Consider the following 16,253-nt stretch of genomic DNA (forward strand, 5'->3'; position numbering starts at 1 on the left):
TAGTTGATTGGTTGATAAGTTGAAAAGTTGACTGGTTGATCAGTTGAAAAGTTGATTAGTTGATAGGTTGAAAAGTTGAATGGTTAATAGGTTGACTGGTTCAGTGGTTCACTCAAAACTCTTAACTCCCTACACCGTTCCACTCTGCATTCTTAACTCCTAATTCTTAACTCTCGTCACCCACTTCCATTCAAAATTTACCATACAACATTCAACATAAATAGCGGGTCATGGTCTAACACGTATTACTCACTCTGCATTCTTAACTCATAACTTTTAACTCTCCAGACCGCTTCACGCTGAATTCTTCATTCATAATTCTTAACTCCCCCTGACCCTCCACTCTGAACTCTTAACTCTCCACACCGCTCCACGCTGAACTCTCCATTCATAACCCTTAACTGCTCTCACGACACCAAAATTCATTCAACATTTATCATACAACATTCAACATAAAATAAAGGGTCATAGTCTGACACATATTGCTCCACTCTGCATTCTTAACTGTTAATTCTTAACTCCCTACACCGTTCCACTCTGCATTCTTAACTCTTAATTCTTAACTCGCGTCACCCACATCCATTCAACATGTAAAATTCAACATTCAACATAAAATGTGATACTGGCCGTAGCTACATACTTCGCCGGTATTGCCCGCCAACTTCGTACAGTGCATGTGTAATCTGACCAAGGCTGCAATACTTCACCGTTTCCATCAATTCATTAAACAGGTTACCGTTCGCAATGGCAACTTCCTGCAGGTGCTTTAACGCCTCCGCACTTTTGTGTTGGTTCCTTTTCTGGAAGGCCTGAAGGTTGCTTACCTGCAGTTCCTTTTCATCGGCAGTACTGCGAATAACTTCAGCAGGCAAAATGGTTGGGCTGCCCTGCTTGTTCAAAAAAGTATTTACACCGATCAATGGCAGTTCACCCGTATGTTTCTGGTGTTCGTAGTAAAGGCTTTCTTCCTGGATCTTGTTGCGTTGATACATCCTTTCCATAGCACCCAATACACCGCCCCGTTCATTCAGCCGGTCAAATTCTATCATCACCGCCTCTTCAACAAGATCGGTTAGTTCTTCGATCAGGAAGCTTCCCTGGTTAGGGTTTTCGTTTTTCGCCGTACCCAGTTCACGGTTAATGATCAATTGTATGGCCATCGCCCGGCGAACGCTTTCTTCCGTAGGTGTAGTGATCGCCTCGTCGTAGGCATTTGTATGCAGGCTGTTACAGTTGTCGTAAATCGCGTATAAGGCCTGGAGGGTAGTTCGGATATCGTTGAAATCGATCTCCTGGGCGTGCAGGCTGCGACCGCTGGTCTGTATGTGATATTTCAGCTTTTGGCTGCGTTCGGCACCATTGTACTTATACTTCATCGCCTTTGCCCAGATCCGCCGGGCTACCCGGCCGATAACGCTGTATTCGGCGTCCATACCGTTGCTGAAAAAGAAGGACAGGTTCGGTGCAAAGTCGTCGATGTGCATACCCCGGCTCAGGTAATATTCCACGAACGTAAATCCATTTGCAAGCGTGAATGCAAGTTGACTAATCGGGTTAGCGCCTGCCTCAGCGATGTGATAGCCGCTGATGCTGACACTATAGAAGTTTCGTACGTTATTGGTGATAAAATACTCTTGTACATCACCCATCAGTTTCAGGGAAAACTCGGTGCTGAATATGCAGGTATTCTGGGCCTGGTCCTCTTTGAGAATATCCGCCTGAACTGTACCACGCACCTGGGTGAGCGCGAGTGTTTTTAATCCCTCATAAACGTCAGCCGGCAAAACCTCATCTCCGCTAACACCGAGTAATCGTAAACCAAGACCATTGTTTCCCTCAGGCAAACGCTCGGGGAACGCAGGATTATAATAATACGGTCTCGGCGCGTGCTCAAACTTTTTTGCAATAATCCGTTCGACTTCCTCCCACTTATCGTGTTTAGTGATCCATGTTTCGCATTGCTGGTCGATCGCAGCATTCATAAAAAAAGCAAGGATGATTGCAGCCGGACCATTGATCGTCATACTTACGGATGTCTTCGAATCACAAAGATCGAAACCACTGTATAGTTTTTTTGCATCTTCAACGGTAGCAACACTTACCCCGCTATTGCCCACTTTACCATATATGTCCGGGCGTTTATCCGGGTCCTCGCCATAGAGGGTCACGCTGTCAAAAGCCGTTGACAGGCGCTTGGCAGCCTGGCCAAGAGAAACGTAGTGAAACCGTTTATTGGTTCGCTCAGGTCCGCCTTCACCGGCAAACATCCGGGTTGGATCTTCCTCTACCCGCTTCAGGGGAAAGACCCCTGCCGTATAGGGGAACTCCCCCGGAAAGTTCTCCTGTAATTGCCATTGCAGGATGTCGCCCCAATCGCGGTACGGGGGCACGGCAATCTTTGGTATTTTAGTACCGCTGAGTGTTTCAACATAAAGGGGTTGCCGGATAACCTTACCCCTTACTTCGTATTCAAAAAAGGGCTTCTGAAAACTTTCCCTGGTACCTCGCCAGTCGGCTATCAGTTTCTTATTTACAGGCAATAATTGTTGTTCAATACCTTCCTTAACTGCAGTTAAATCAGGACTGGAAAGCGCTGCCGTACTTCCCTTTTCATTGAGAATTTCCAACGCACCATTAAGCCGGTAAAGCCTGCTGGCGAGCTCAGCCTGCTCCTTAGCGAGTTTATTATAACGGCGAACTTCATCCGAGATTTCCGAGAGGTAGCGCACCCTCTTTGGTGGAATGATCAATCCACTGATCGAGTGCGCTGAAACAATCTCAACGATCGGCTCCTCACTAAAACGAATACCGGTTTTATGTTCAACCGCCTTCATGATTTCAAAAAACAGTTTATTGATACCCTCGTCGTTAAACTTCGACGCAATAGAACCAATAACCGGCAGTGTCTCGTCTTTGGCTGTCCATAATCCGTGGTTGCGTTTGTATTGTTTTCTAACATCGATCAGGGCATCTGCTGCACCGGCTTTATCAAACTTGTTAATACAAACAACATCGGCATAGTCGAGCATGTTGATCTTTTCAAGCTGTGAAGCAGCACCATATTCGGGGGTCATCACGTACACACTAACGTCAACATAATCCAGTATGGCGGCATCACTCTGACCAACCCCGGCACTTTCCAGGATTACCAGGTCGAACCCTGCTGCCCGGCAAACGTCAATAGCTTCCTGCACATAATTGCTCAATGCCTTATCACTTTCGCGGGTGGCCAGGCTGCGCATATACGCCCGGCCATGATGTATCGAATTCATGCGGATGCGATCGCCGAGCAATGCACCCCCGGTTTTTTTCTTAGATGGATCAACAGAAATAACGGCGATTGTCTTATCGGTGTAAGCACGAAGGAACCTCCGCACCAGCTCATCTGTTACCGACGACTTACCTGCACCACCAGTTCCTGTAATTCCAAGCACAGCTGAGGTTTTTGCGACAGGGGCTGGGTCAACACTGGCCGGTGGTACAGCCACCTTTTCCGTTGCTGCCGGGTCATTATCAAACCCGTTTTCAGCAAGGGTAATTGCCCTGGCTATCCGCCGGACGTCCTTGACTTCAGCGAGGGGAAGTTTACCGTTCCATCTTTGGGGTGCGTTCCAGTAAGCGCTTTGTGGTTCATGGTTTCCTGAACTTCCATTAGCAGGCTTGCTACCGGCGGCAGACTGGTTGACAACGTCTTCGATCATACCCTCAAGCCCCATCTTGCGACCATCATCGGGGCTGTAGATCCTGGTAATCCCATAGTCGTGCAGTTCCCTGATTTCCGCAGGCAGGATGGTTCCGCCACCCCCTCCAAAAATCTTAATGTGACCACAACCATTTTCATCCAGCAGGTCTTTCATGTATTTGAAGAACTCAACATGACCACCCTGGTAACTGGTAATGGCTATGCTTTGAGCATCTTCTTCAATTGCACATTCCACGATCTCGGCAACACTCCTGTTGTGTCCGAGATGAATAATCTCGGCCCCTTTACTCTGCATAATCCGTCGCATGATGTTGATGGCAGCATCGTGGCCGTCGAAAAGTGATGCCGCTGTCACAATCCGCACCTTACCTGTGGAGGTCTCCTTCATAGTTCAATCGTTGAGTATTGACAAATTTAGTGTATTTCGGGCTCGGCAAAGACCCGGTATTCGCCGACAGAGTAGTTAACACCGGATGGTAATCAGTCCACCATATCGGGCTCAGGAAGGCGAAAACCTGAGTTAAAATGGAGAATGGCTTTGCTTCTCCCCTGATTAACCCCAAACCTTGATTGGCTATTCCCCCCTACCTCCGGGTTTGCTCCCCTTCCCCGTTCGTAAACGCAAAGCTACCCCTTGGTAAAAGAGCGTAGCTGCAGCTTTCATTAGTCACACTTACAAGTTATCTTTCAAACAAAAAGGCGAACTTATGGACATACCGTTGTTTGAAAAACTTCATGAGGAGGGCTACCTTGATCGTGAAGCCCTTGATCGGATCAGAACGGAGAACGTCTTTCCCATCATAAATGTTCGTGGCGAACTTAAGGTTCTGCTCTACCTCGGTATTCTCCTGCTTACCACGGGCCTCGGCATCCTTGTTTATAAGAACATCAACGAAATTGGTCACCTGTCCATTGTTGGCTTTATTGCGCTCACCTGCGCGGGTTGCTTTGCATACGCCTTCAAAAAAGCAGCAGGTTTTGATTATGGCAGCGTACAGTCGCCGGGTGTGCTTTTTGACTACATCCTGTTACTGGGCTGCCTTTTAATGCTTACCCTCGTTGCTTACCTGCAATTTGAATTTTCCGTATTCGGAACTCGCTGGGGACTGGCTACGTTTATACCGATGGTCATCTTGTTTTTTAGTGCCTATTACTTTGACCACCTCGGCGTGTTAAGCCTGGCAATCATCAATCTTGCTACATGGGTGGGGATCAGCATCACACCAATGAGGTTGCTTGAAAACAACAACTTTAGCTCCGACCGCATAACCTTTACGGGTATACTACTGGGTGGAACGCTTCTGGCAGCGGGGTTCCTTTCTACTGCAAAAAAGCTTAAGCCCCACTTCAGCTTCACCTATCGGAATTTTGGTATACACCTGTTGTATGTATCGCTGATTGCAGCTATGGCGCAAGCTGAATCGTTGTACCCTGCCTGGTTTTTTGCCATCGTTCTCTTAGCCTACTTTCAATACAAAGACGCTGTAAGGGAAAGATCGTTTTACTTCGTGCTGGTAAGCACCCTTTATAGTTATATCGCAATGAGCTACGTAATTCTCCACGGGCTCTCCCGCCTCATGGGAAGTGATGGCATCCTTTACCTGACCTTATTATACCTGATTGGTTCCGCAATCGCTCTTGTAATCTTTTTAATTCAACAGAATAAACGACTGAAGCATGCTGGTCTATCCTAAAACAGAATTGTTCAACCTGCATGTAAATGACCAGGCTGATGAAGCCCTGAATGTGGGCTATATTACAGCAGATCAGCGTACATCCATAAAAACGGCTTACCCGGTGAAGTTGTACCAACCGGGCCCTGTTGCACAAGCTGGTCTCGGCCTGCTTACGATTATTATTCTCCTGCTCTCAGCGGGACTGCTGGTGCTCGTTTTTCAATTGTACAATTCAATCAGCGGCTTCCTGGTTTTTTATGGACTACTTTGCTATGTTATGCTCGAGATAATGGCGCGAAAAAATCACTTCAATTCAGGGGTAGATAATATTTTGATGTTTACAACTGCCTGGTTGATTATTGGCGGAATTGGGGCGAGTATGAACATGGGCGAAAATGGCCTTTTCGAGATTTTTATCAGCCTTGTTGCATTTGTAATTTGCGCCTTTCTATGTCTTCGTTTTTCCGATGCAAGCATAGGGATTGTCGCAATCCTGGCACTGCTGAGCTTCGTATTTTTTTGCTACCTTCAGTTAGGATCCCCTGCACTGCAAACATTCCCTTTTGTGATGGCTGCCGTTTCAGGGCTGATCTACTTCATTAGCATCCGGGGCCTGCGCTACCAGGCTGCATTATACTATCGCAATACCCTGAAGTGGATCGGCATTCTTGCATTATTTACTTTGTACGCGTCGGGAAACTTCCATGTTGTGGTGCTCATCTGTCAGCATATCGGGCAGAGGACGCGATCAGTGTATGCATTCCCGTTGCCGGGATTTTTATGGACATGGACGTTGCTCGTGCCGCTGATTTATGTTGTACTCGGAATTGCACGTAAAGACCGCACACTGCTCCGGGTAGGTCTCGTACTTGCAGGGGTCGCCGTGCTTACGTTCCTCCAATACTTTCCAATAGTTACAGCTGAAGTAGCTATGCTCATTGCCGGCCTGTTCACCGTGGTATCATCATACGGGATAATGAGATACCTTCGGGTTCCCCGGAATGGATTTACATTCGATGAGGCTGATGACGAAAGCGCTGAAGGCGCAAATCTTGAAGCTGTGGTTGTAGGGGAAGCGTTTGGGAACACACAAACCGTTCAAAATGATACCACCTTCGGGGGTGGAAGTTTCGGGGGAGCAGGTGCAGGCGAACGATTCTAGCTTCGCACTCGTAGGTAAAGCAATTGCATGCCATTCAAAACCAACATACCATCTGCATCAAATCCGGGCATCATCGTCCTCACGGATTCAGCGACGGGGAGCTTTGTTGAAATCTACACATTAGGTGCTTTATTGAACCAGTATTGTGTTAAGCATGAAAGCCAACTGGTAAACGTAATTGACGGATACCATTCACCCACTGAAGCCATTACAGGAATCAAGTCGACATTCAAAAGCGCAAAACTTTCACCATTCCCCGGCCGACTCAGGAATAACAGCTATCGATTTGGTGAACGTATGTATACGCTGCCATCAAACTGGGGTGGGCATGCGATCAATGGTTTGTTGTATGACCAGGAGTTTGCCATTACAGAAACCCGAAACGATGATCACTGTGCCGTAGTCAGGTTAGCAGTGCTTTATGATGGCAATTGCGAAGGGTTTCCCTTTAGTTATAAATGCGAGGTGGAATACGAATTGCAGCCGGATAATATGCTGAAGTTGACAACCTGCATTTACAACACGGGTGATAAGCTGCTTCCCATTGCTGATGGCTGGCACCCGTACTTTACCCTTGGCGGTAGCATTAACGACTACCAGTTGGAGTTCCAGGGCAAGCAGTCAATCATTCTAGACCATGACCTGATACCCACGGGCGAACTGATACCTAACGACAACTTCAGCGCCATCACCACGTTGGGAAATGTGCACCTGGATAATTCTTTTGTACTAAATTTTGCAGAATGTCAGCCAATGTGTGTAATCAGAAATCCAAAAAACAGGCTCGCCGTTGAAATACGTCCATCCCGATCTTATCCCTACCTTCATGTTTATACACCGCCACACCGGCAGAGTATTGCCATCGAAAACCTGAGTGCCGCCCCAAACACGTTTAACAATGGCATCGGTCTTCGTGTGCTGGAACCAGGTCAGTCTGGTTGCTTTACCACTACATTTGTCACCAAAACCTACTAACAACCGCTATGTCTACATCCTCCAACCTTGTCGTAGAAAAGTTTTATGAGCAGTATAAATCAGCCGCAAGACTGTTTTATTCCCCGGGCCGTATAAACCTCATTGGTGAGCATATTGACTACAATGCTGGTTTTGTACTTCCCGCGGCAATTGATAAGGGTATCTGGTATGCCGTTGCCCCGAATGGCACTAACTCGGCCAGGTTTTATAGCGTAGATCTTGATGAGCATCTTGAAATCAGTCTCGACAATATTCACCCGATCGATGGCTGGCAGAACTACGTACTCGGCGTTATTGACCAGGCCCAACAAAGAGGGCTGATCATCAAAGGGTTTGACTGCGCCTTTGGCGGAAATATACCAATTGGAAGCGGTCTTTCTTCTTCTGCAGCAGTGGAGTGTGGACTGCTGACAGCCTTAAATGAAGTTTTTAGCCTTGGATTAGACCGGAAAACCATAGCACTAATGGGCCAGAAAGCTGAACATACTTTCCCAAAGGTTATGTGCGGCATCATGGACCAGTATGCAAACATGATGGGAAAGATGAACCACGTGATCCTGCTCGACTGCCTGACGATTGAACATCGATACTTACCGCTTAGTCTTGAAGAATATTCGATCATTCTCATAAATACAAAAGTGCATCACTCGCTGGCAAGTGGCGAATACAATGTTCGGCGGCAACAATGCGAACAGGGCCTGAAAACGCTGCAATCTTTTTACCCCGATGCAAAAACATTCCGGGATATAACCCCCGAACAGGTACAGGAACACGAATCTGACCTGGGCGGCGACATCTTCAAGCGTTGCCTTTACGTTACCCAGGAAATAGCAAGGACCCAAAAGGCCGCACTTCTTTGCGAAGCCAATAACCTTGAGGGATTGGGCAAGTTGATGTATGAAACACATGAGGGTTTAAGTAAACTGTACGATGTAAGTTGTCCCGAGCTTGACTTCCTGGTTGAGCAGGCAAGAAAATACCCTGAAATCATTGGCAGCCGGGTTATGGGTGGTGGTTTCGGTGGCTGTACCATAAACCTCATCAGGAAAGAGCACTGGAATACCATAGTTGAAACGATTACTACTGAGTACAAATCCACATTTGACATCGATGCCGAAGTTTACGAAGTTGCCACAAGCGACGGCACCTACGAGGCGATTGGTGGTTAACCCGTGCTACTTTTCATAAAACAGCACCCGGAAGCTCACTTCAGCAGGCATGTACCCGCGGAATGAACCAATGTGGCACAAACATGTTTAGGGTTTTGCAGCTGTCCCGCTAACTTCCAACATCCCATATTGCAGCAGATTGACCCGGCGATCAGACAATCCCTTATTTTTGCGCCGTTATGAATTACGCTGACGATTTACAGTCAAGGTGGTGGAAACTGGAAGCCAAAATGCTGGAGCGCTTTGGTAAAAAGCCCGACATGGAAGCCGTACTGTTCTTGATAGGTATGCAGGAAACGGGTTATATGAAGGAAAAGATTACCAAAGAAGAAAAGCAGGACCTGATGCACGTGGCGGTTTGTACAGTTATGAGCGCCAGCGGGTTTTATGAACTCGAGCGCCGCGACTCGGATGGCTGGCCACATTTCAGGCAACTAAAAGCCATCCCCGATATGAATATGATTGAGCAGGAAAACTTTCTGAAAGATCATGTATTGCTTTATTTCGAAAAAAATGAATTCTAATAAAGAAAGATGTTCCGACTTTTCATCGTTTGTTTAAGCTGCCTTGTTGCGCTGTCACCATGGGCGCAAACAAAAAAACCGCCGGTTAAGAAAACCCCGGCTCAAAAAACCACTCCCACACAAAAGAAAGGAGCTGTTAAAAAGCCCGCTGCCAAAACTCCGGTAAAGAAGCCCGTGGCAAAAAAACCGGTAAAAAAGGTAGTAACCCCATCCACTGAAAGGCTGGTAGAGATTACCACCGATATGGGTGTAATCGTTGCAAAGCTGTACGACAGCACGCCATTACACCGCGACAACTTTATCAAACTGGTTGAAACAGGGTTTTACGATAGCCTTTTGTTTCACCGCATTATTGAAGGCTTTATGATCCAGGGTGGCGACCCAAATAGTAAGCATGCGCAAGCCGGCCAGCCACTTGGGATGGGAAAAGCACCTGGTGACCGTATACCTGCTGAGTTTAATCCGGCATGCTTTCACAAAAAAGGTGCACTTGCAGCCGCCCGGGATAACAATCCTGAAAAGGCGAGCAGCAATTGCCAGTTTTACATCGTTCAGGGCAAACCTTATACTGCTGCAGAACTCGATGAAGTATTTGTTGGACGAGTTCAACCCTCCAATCCTACGTTTCAATATACCGAGTTGCAAAAAGAAACCTATCGCACGATCGGTGGCACACCTTTTTTAGATCAGAGCTATACCGTTTTTGGCGAAGTTATAACCGGGCTGGAAATCATCGACCAGATTGCACGTTCACCAAAAGGGCCGGGCGACCGCCCCATTCAGGACATTCGTATGAAAATGAGACTACTTAATTGAGTGCTTTCCTTTAATTTTATCCATATTAGTCAATTACAAAAAAGCTATACATGAACTTTCCTCCCGATCTCCGTTATACCAAAGACCACGAGTGGCTGAAACTTGAAGGAACCACGGCAACCATCGGCATTACCGATTTTGCACAAAGAGAATTGGGAGACATCGTATACGTTGATATCGACAGTACAGGCAAGTCGTTCGAAGCAGAAGCAACCTTTGGTACTGTTGAAGCTGTAAAGACCGTCAGCGATTTATTTTTGCCCGTTGCGGGAACCATCGACGAGGTTAACCCTGCTCTCGCAAACCAGCCGGAACTTGTAAACACCGATCCATATGGTGCTGGCTGGATGATACGCATGACTGTTAATGATCCCACCGATGTCGAGGCCCTCCTTGATGCCGAAGCTTATGAGGCAATTGTAGCTTAACGCAAAACCATGATATTACATTCTTCGTATCTAGTTCACTCCATCGGCCGAAAGGCAAACACCCCACGTTCCCGCTATTGAGTAATGTTATTTCATATACTGAGTCGGAATTAGTGATGTACTTGAAACAGCGGCAGGAAGATGCCTTTAGCTACCTGTATGATCACTACTCCGGGGCGCTTTATTCGATTATATTAAATATAGTCCCGGATAAAGAGCTCGCAAACGACGTATTGCAGGAGGTGTTTATTAAGATATGGAGGCAAATAGAAAGTTACGATAATTCGAAAGGGCGGCTATTTACCTGGATGTTAAATGTTGCCAGGAACGCAAGTATCGATACAGTAAGAAGTAAAGGTTTTCAAAAGAACCAGCAAAGCAGGGAGCTAACTGAAAACATTTACGATATGGGAGGAAGCACCCAGCTGAATACAGACAAAATTGGCCTTAAGAAGCTGGTGAGCAAACTTAAAGAAGACTATCGTATCCTGATTGAATTGTCTTATTTCCAGGGATACACACAGGATGAAATATCAAAAATGCTCCAGATTCCGCTGGGAACCGTAAAAACCCGGATGAGGAGCGCCCTAACCCAACTAAAAGAAGTTATTCAATTGTAAGTGGATATAAGAGCATACATACAAAGTGGAGTTATCGAGAGCTATGTGCTGGGTATTGCTACTGACGAGGAAATTACGGAAGTAAACCAACTCAGGCTAAAGTATCCCGAGGTACAAACAGCTATCGATGAATTTTCACATTCGTTAGAGCACAATGCTTTTCACGATGCAATTATGCCTCCTCCTTCAGTGAAGTTGAATATCATGAACACACTGGCCGGGGAGTTTAATAAGTCAAAAGATGATCGCGCCATCATCGTTCCGCTGCAAGACACTTCATCACAAAGGTTAACCCAACCACCAGGTTACAAAGTATGGCAATTTGCCGCTGCAGCTTCCATCATCCTTTTGTTAACCAGTGCTGCGTTTAATATCTACCTCTTCAACCGTTATTCAGATACCTCCGAGCGCTACCAGGCGTTGCTTTCTGACCGAAACACCCTTCAGGCAAACAACCAGGTTATGCAAACCAAACTGCACGACTGGCAAGCCGCCGTGAGAATGATGGCCGACTCGAACATGAACATGTTTAAAATGCCAGGCATAGAAGGCAAGCAGGATAACATGGCCATGCTGTTTTGGGACGGACGCTCTAAAGATGTTTATGTAATGGCGAACAAACTGCCTGCCCCAATTCCAGGCAAGCAATACCAGCTCTGGGCCCTTGTAGACGGCAAACCTGTTGATGCGGGTGTACTAGACATGGAATGCCCCGGAGTATGCAAGATGAAAAATATTCAACGCGCTCAAGGTTTTGCAATTACGCTTGAAAATGCCGGGGGAAGCCCAACTCCAACGATGAGCCAAATGTTAGTTTATACCGAAGTTTAGTAGAAGTTCACTGCGCTTGATCCGCACTTCCTCACACCCGTATAGTCCTAAACACAATCCTAACCAATTCCAGTAGTTTTCTTGTTTAATGCTTTATTCAAAAAAGCACCAAAGAAATCAAATAGTCCTGCGGATTGGACCTAACAATCCGGATCGCTATTTTAGATTATAACAGAGGGACCTGGAACAGTTCCGAAAAGCAGGTATTGCACTATATCAGGGTATAATCCATTCCAATAAGATTTTTTTGGAGACCGGCTTTAGCAACTCCCGTCGGCATCGTTGTGTCACTCACTTGTACTTTCTGTGCCGTATTCGGCAAAAAAATAATGTTGAGCAACTTAAATAATTGCTGATAGTAATTGTCTACACTCAGATTTACATTAATGAATTAAGGCAGTTGATTACTGCAAAAACGACGTCATTTACTAGCGATTAATCTATTATCGTTCATAAACTGCTTAATGATTAAATAGTGCTAGAATAGCATACTAAAACCGGAGCAGCAAAAAACTCCATACCAGGTATTATTTATACATCTGTAAATCAGGATAGGATTGACTTCAGCATAATGCATTTGTTTTTACAACATAAGTTTGCAAGCTGCATGCTTAAATACATAATAAAACGCAATTTGAATTATTAATTAAATGAATTCAGGAAGCATTTCAAATGCGTACCCAAACACTTTCATTTGTTTAATAGATTCACTTCTTTATGGATAAATGTTTTATCACTACAAGGAGAATAAATCCATAACTATCTAAACAAATGCTATCAGTTAAATAACAACCTCCCGGTATAGCACGATCTATTATTAAACAATACGTGATAATAAATTGTTCACGTGCAGAATTGCAATACAAATTATTTCCCGCCCTTTACCCATTTTAGTCATTCTGTTTAATCTCTTTAATCACTTAGTTATCTAACGTTTATCACTAGCAAAAAAAAATAAAAACTTGAAAAAATATTAAAACCAATGATCACCGCGTCACGTAGATGCATAAAATCAACAATTAATAAAAACAACTTTAATTAAACAACTCATGAAAAAAGTATTAAGATCATTTGGCGTATTATGCCTTTCTACAGTTTTATTTACCGCTGCTGTTAATGCACAGGAAAAGACAGTAATGGTTGGTGGTGCGGCAATGTATCCAAGTAAAACCATTGTCGAAAACGCTGTCAATAGTAAGGATCATACAACTTTAGTAGCTGCAGTTAAAGCGGCTGGTCTGGTAGAAACACTTAGTGGTGCCGGTCCTTTCACTGTATTCGCTCCAACAAATGCAGCTTTCGAAAAACTGCCAAAAGGAACTGTTGAAACACTTGTTAAACCGGAAAACAAGGAAACACTTACAAAGATCCTGACCTACCATGTTGTTCCAGGTCGTATCGACAGTAAGTCTTTGGCCAAAATGATCAAAGACAATGGCGGTTCTTTCGCTGCTAAAACCGTTCAAGGTGGTACATTAACGTTTACCGCAAAAGGAAACCAGATCATGATCAAAGATGAAAATGGCGGAATGAGTAATGTAACCATCGCAGATGTGTACCAAAGCAATGGCGTAATTCACGTAGTTGATAGTGTGGAGATCCCGAAAAGCTAACTCTTAGCGGAGTTTTTTTTCAGATGGAAAGGAGCCAGGGGTGGCTCCTTTTTTTTTATGTTATTTTGCGCTGAAATCATCCTCATTGAGAAACCTGACCGACTCGTTTGTCCCGGCAATATGCTGGTTGATTCTCTCATCTATTCTTTTTTTCATTCCCGGCGATCAACTGCCACGGGAAGAAATATTTGCACTTCCTAATTTTGATAAGCTCGTTCACAGCTTTCTTTTTTTCATACTCTGTTACCTATTTTTCCGGCCCGTACGGCATCTGGAAAACATTGCCACCCGAAAGGCACTCTACTTTAAAATCAGCCTTGCCGCAGTTTTTTACGGCCTTGTAGTTGAAGTTATTCAGAAGTATTTCGTTGTAAACAGGTCCTTCGACCTTTGGGATATTATTTTCGATACACTTGGATGTGCTTGCGCCTATTTGTGGGCCAGGAAGTACCTGGTGAAAGTTGTATAAAAAAATAGGCCCCGATGGAAATCGGGGCCGCAACCAAAACTAACTGCTTATGAGAAAATTTGATTACTTCTCAGTAACCGTATAAGATAGATTTCAAATTTGATGCCGGATAACTTGCAGCCGTTGTTAAAGTTTTCTATATACAACTTTTGCTTATTTTCATCCACCGGCTCTTAAGAATTTGCAATTTCCAGGCCGAAAGGACTAAGGATTAATTAAAAATCTGTTAATGACATAGGCTGAATATCGATAGCACAACCCTTACTATAAGCTGATCGTTGCGCCGATGTTTGCAAAGGCTCCACCTGTTTTGTTTGTACCAAGATCAGCATTCTTTTGAAGGTACCTGAAACCGTAAGTGCCACCTGCCGCCGCAAATACCTCGAACCGCGAAAAAGTATACGCGTACGAAATCCCGCCTTGTAAACCATAATTAGTTCGGTTACACTGTTCGGTTATATCCTGTTTCATTGTAAGATCCTGAACACCAACGGCAACCGGAACCCCTCCAACTGGAATTGTAAATTCTGTCGTCTGAGCTCCGTCCGTGTAAATTCTGCTTTTCCCCGCTGATTTGCCTGTCGCTTCGAGCAGGTACCCAACAAAGGGGCCGCCATAAACGGACAACCGGGAAAGACTTGAAGTGCTGAAACTGAATTTCGCTAACACAGGTACTTCCAGGTAACTCAATGCTACTTCACTGTTGAAATTTGCATACAGGTATTCCGGCAGGTTTAAACCTACTGGCACCATAGCAGCAAATATGGAGGTCCTGACTTTTTGCTTACCAGACTTTTTACCACCCTGTGCGGAGTAATTGACCTCCGTTTGTATTGAAAAAAGGTCATTAAACCTGTACTCTGCCAATAAACCCGCTTGTGGGCCGAGAATCGTTCTGTACCCGGAACTAAATGCTTCGTCGTCGCTGCTTGCGCGAAGTTTCGGAATACTTAAGCCGGCTTTTAGTCCCACTCGCCAGTCCTGTGCAGAAGCCAGTGTGTTAGACAAGACGAAAACAACAAACACGAGAACGATCTTTTTCATAAATCGGCAATTTGGATTAATCAACAAGATAACTCAAAAACAACCGCAGTATTGCACATGCTGCTCATAACAGGCTGGATTCATGCCCCGAACAGACCTTGTATTTAGGCCAAAGCAGAGGAGTGCAACATTAACCTGAAACCAAAGGTTGGGGGATTTCAACAAGGGTGACTTCTTTTTGGTTGACCGTTAGTTCATGAGGAACACCGAGCTTTAGCGCGCAATTGTCTTTCATATGCCCTGCAGGGAAATTGAAGCATACGGGATATCCATACTCCCTCACCTTCTCGTAAACGATTTCCTCGACTGACATCTGGAAGGTCTCCTCCTGGTCGACCTTAACCGCCGTAAAACCGCCAAGGATGAGCCCGGCCAATTTGTCCAGCTTACCGGAACGTTTCAGGTTCAACAACATACGGTCAATTGTGTACTTGTATTCAGAAACTTCTTCGATAAACAAGATTTTACCGGCGGTATTTATGTCACTTTTGCTGCCGGCACAGGCTGCAATCATACTAAGGTTCCCACCCACTAAAGTAGCTGTTGCAAACCCGGGGCGGTTCATCGCTGATCCCCTGAAAGCATATTGTAACGGAATTCCGTGTAAAGCATCAAACAAGGTAGATGAAGACCTGTCATAATCGCCCGACATACCTGTAACCATGTCACCATGTAGGGTAGGGATACCCAGGTTTGCCTGAACGTGCAGGTGTACAGTTGTAAGGTCACTATAGCCGATCAGCCATTTTGGCTTCTCACGAAACTTTTCCCAGTTCACCTGGTCGATGATCCGCATCGTGCCATAACCCCCTTTGCCAAAAAGTACCGCATGGATGTTATCATCATCCAGGAGAGTTTGAAAATCTTCGAGCCGTTCTCTGTCTGTCCCCCCGAAGCGCATCCACTGTTTACCAACGGTGTTCCCATAACATACTCTAAAGCCCCAGTTTTTGAGTATTGCCGCGCAATTCAGGATCTTTTCCGGTGTTACGAAACCTGCAGGACAGGTTATCCCAATGGTATCTCCGGCCTTAAGATTTGGCGGCAATGCGACCGGGAAATCCGGAACCGTGTTCCTGCTAAAGCCCCTGTGGCTGATCATCGCTCCAACTGAAAGCGGTAACAGGGTTTGAAGAAATTTTTTTCGGTTCATTTATGCGCTTCGGGATAAAAATAGGAATTTTCAGCCTGCACCCGGTTCGAGGTCAAACTTATGCTGTTTT

14 protein-coding genes are annotated in these 16,253 nt (G+C 45.4%); 11 read left to right on the forward strand and 3 right to left on the reverse strand.

All coding sequences use genetic code 11. The features are described from left to right. Positions 1–632: 632 nt before the first annotated feature. Positions 633–4,091, reverse strand: coding sequence for a methylmalonyl-CoA mutase family protein (locus EXU57_RS18485; protein WP_133269722.1), 3,459 nt, complete (start codon positions 4,089–4,091; stop codon positions 633–635). Positions 4,092–4,410: 319 nt separating this feature from the next. On the opposite strand from EXU57_RS18485, the gene EXU57_RS18490 reads away from it, so the two are divergent. The 11 genes from EXU57_RS18490 to EXU57_RS18540 all read left to right on the forward strand — a co-directional run bounded on the left by EXU57_RS18490 (position 4,411) and on the right by EXU57_RS18540 (position 13,986). Further along, the gene (locus EXU57_RS18490; protein ID WP_133269723.1) at positions 4,411–5,397 is read left to right on the forward strand and encodes a DUF2157 domain-containing protein; all 987 of its coding nucleotides are present in this window, start codon (positions 4,411–4,413) and stop codon (positions 5,395–5,397) included. Then, positions 5,381–6,541, forward strand: a complete 1,161-nt coding sequence (locus EXU57_RS18495; protein WP_133269724.1) for a hypothetical protein — start codon at positions 5,381–5,383, stop codon at positions 6,539–6,541. The genes EXU57_RS18490 and EXU57_RS18495 overlap by 17 nt, the downstream gene beginning before the upstream one ends. 27 nt (positions 6,542–6,568) lie before the next feature. Next, entirely contained in the window at positions 6,569–7,516 is a 948-nt protein-coding gene (locus tag EXU57_RS18500) for an aldose 1-epimerase (protein ID WP_133269725.1), read from the forward strand. Between the two features lie 8 nt (positions 7,517–7,524). Further along, entirely contained in the window at positions 7,525–8,685 is a 1,161-nt protein-coding gene (gene galK / locus EXU57_RS18505) for a galactokinase (protein WP_133269726.1), read from the forward strand. A gap of 179 nt (positions 8,686–8,864) precedes the next feature. Beyond that, on the forward strand, positions 8,865–9,209 hold the full coding sequence (locus EXU57_RS18510) for a hypothetical protein (RefSeq protein WP_133269727.1): 345 nt from the start codon (positions 8,865–8,867) through the stop codon (positions 9,207–9,209). 9 nt (positions 9,210–9,218) lie between these two features. Further along, positions 9,219–10,025 carry a peptidylprolyl isomerase gene (locus tag EXU57_RS18515; protein WP_133269728.1) on the forward strand — a complete coding sequence of 269 codons (807 nt, stop codon included), beginning with the start codon at positions 9,219–9,221 and terminating at the stop codon, positions 10,023–10,025. A gap of 50 nt (positions 10,026–10,075) precedes the next feature. Then, positions 10,076–10,453, forward strand: coding sequence for a glycine cleavage system protein GcvH (gene gcvH / locus EXU57_RS18520; protein WP_133269729.1), 378 nt, complete (start codon positions 10,076–10,078; stop codon positions 10,451–10,453). Between the two features lie 116 nt (positions 10,454–10,569). Further along, the gene (locus EXU57_RS18525) at positions 10,570–11,073 is read left to right on the forward strand and encodes an RNA polymerase sigma factor (RefSeq protein WP_133269788.1); all 504 of its coding nucleotides are present in this window, start codon (positions 10,570–10,572) and stop codon (positions 11,071–11,073) included. Next, positions 11,074–11,904: an anti-sigma factor domain-containing protein gene (locus tag EXU57_RS18530; RefSeq protein WP_133269730.1), complete on the forward strand. Its 831-nt coding sequence runs from the start codon at positions 11,074–11,076 to the stop codon at positions 11,902–11,904. A 1,049-nt stretch (positions 11,905–12,953) separates the two neighbouring features. Next, positions 12,954–13,517: a fasciclin domain-containing protein gene (locus EXU57_RS18535; protein WP_133269731.1), complete on the forward strand. Its 564-nt coding sequence runs from the start codon at positions 12,954–12,956 to the stop codon at positions 13,515–13,517. Positions 13,518–13,602: 85 nt separating this feature from the next. Beyond that, entirely contained in the window at positions 13,603–13,986 is a 384-nt protein-coding gene (locus EXU57_RS18540; RefSeq protein ID WP_165958201.1) for a VanZ family protein, read from the forward strand. Between the two features lie 264 nt (positions 13,987–14,250). Here EXU57_RS18540 and EXU57_RS18545 read toward each other — a convergent pair whose 3' ends face one another. Further along, on the reverse strand, positions 14,251–15,030 hold the full coding sequence (locus EXU57_RS18545; protein ID WP_133269733.1) for a porin family protein: 780 nt from the start codon (positions 15,028–15,030) through the stop codon (positions 14,251–14,253). A gap of 130 nt (positions 15,031–15,160) precedes the next feature. After that, the gene (locus EXU57_RS18550; protein WP_243745650.1) at positions 15,161–16,183 is read right to left on the reverse strand and encodes an LD-carboxypeptidase; all 1,023 of its coding nucleotides are present in this window, start codon (positions 16,181–16,183) and stop codon (positions 15,161–15,163) included. Positions 16,184–16,253 lie beyond the last annotated feature (70 nt).

The sequence above is a fragment of the Segetibacter sp. 3557_3 genome, assembly GCF_004354985.1.
Lineage (GTDB): Bacteria > Bacteroidota > Bacteroidia > Chitinophagales > Chitinophagaceae > Segetibacter.

Bases quoted from the DNA above. Each gene is read 5' to 3' on its own strand.
- EXU57_RS18500 (WP_133269725.1), top strand. From the start codon at position 6,569: ATGCCATTCAAAACCAACATACCATCTGCATCAAATCCGGGCATCATC.
- galK (WP_133269726.1), top strand. From the start codon at position 7,525: ATGTCTACATCCTCCAACCTTGTCGTAGAAAAGTTTTATGAGCAGTAT.
- EXU57_RS18495 (WP_133269724.1), top strand. From the start codon at position 5,381: ATGCTGGTCTATCCTAAAACAGAATTGTTCAACCTGCATGTAAATGAC.
- gcvH (WP_133269729.1), top strand. From the start codon at position 10,076: ATGAACTTTCCTCCCGATCTCCGTTATACCAAAGACCACGAGTGGCTG.
- EXU57_RS18525 (WP_133269788.1), top strand. From the start codon at position 10,570: ATGTACTTGAAACAGCGGCAGGAAGATGCCTTTAGCTACCTGTATGAT.
- EXU57_RS18545 (WP_133269733.1), bottom strand. From the start codon at position 15,030: ATGAAAAAGATCGTTCTCGTGTTTGTTGTTTTCGTCTTGTCTAACACA.
- EXU57_RS18490 (WP_133269723.1), top strand. From the start codon at position 4,411: ATGGACATACCGTTGTTTGAAAAACTTCATGAGGAGGGCTACCTTGAT.
- EXU57_RS18515 (WP_133269728.1), top strand. From the start codon at position 9,219: ATGTTCCGACTTTTCATCGTTTGTTTAAGCTGCCTTGTTGCGCTGTCA.
- EXU57_RS18485 (WP_133269722.1), bottom strand. From the start codon at position 4,091: ATGAAGGAGACCTCCACAGGTAAGGTGCGGATTGTGACAGCGGCATCA.
- EXU57_RS18510 (WP_133269727.1), top strand. From the start codon at position 8,865: ATGAATTACGCTGACGATTTACAGTCAAGGTGGTGGAAACTGGAAGCC.
- EXU57_RS18550 (WP_243745650.1), bottom strand. From the start codon at position 16,183: ATGAACCGAAAAAAATTTCTTCAAACCCTGTTACCGCTTTCAGTTGGA.
- EXU57_RS18535 (WP_133269731.1), top strand. From the start codon at position 12,954: ATGAAAAAAGTATTAAGATCATTTGGCGTATTATGCCTTTCTACAGTT.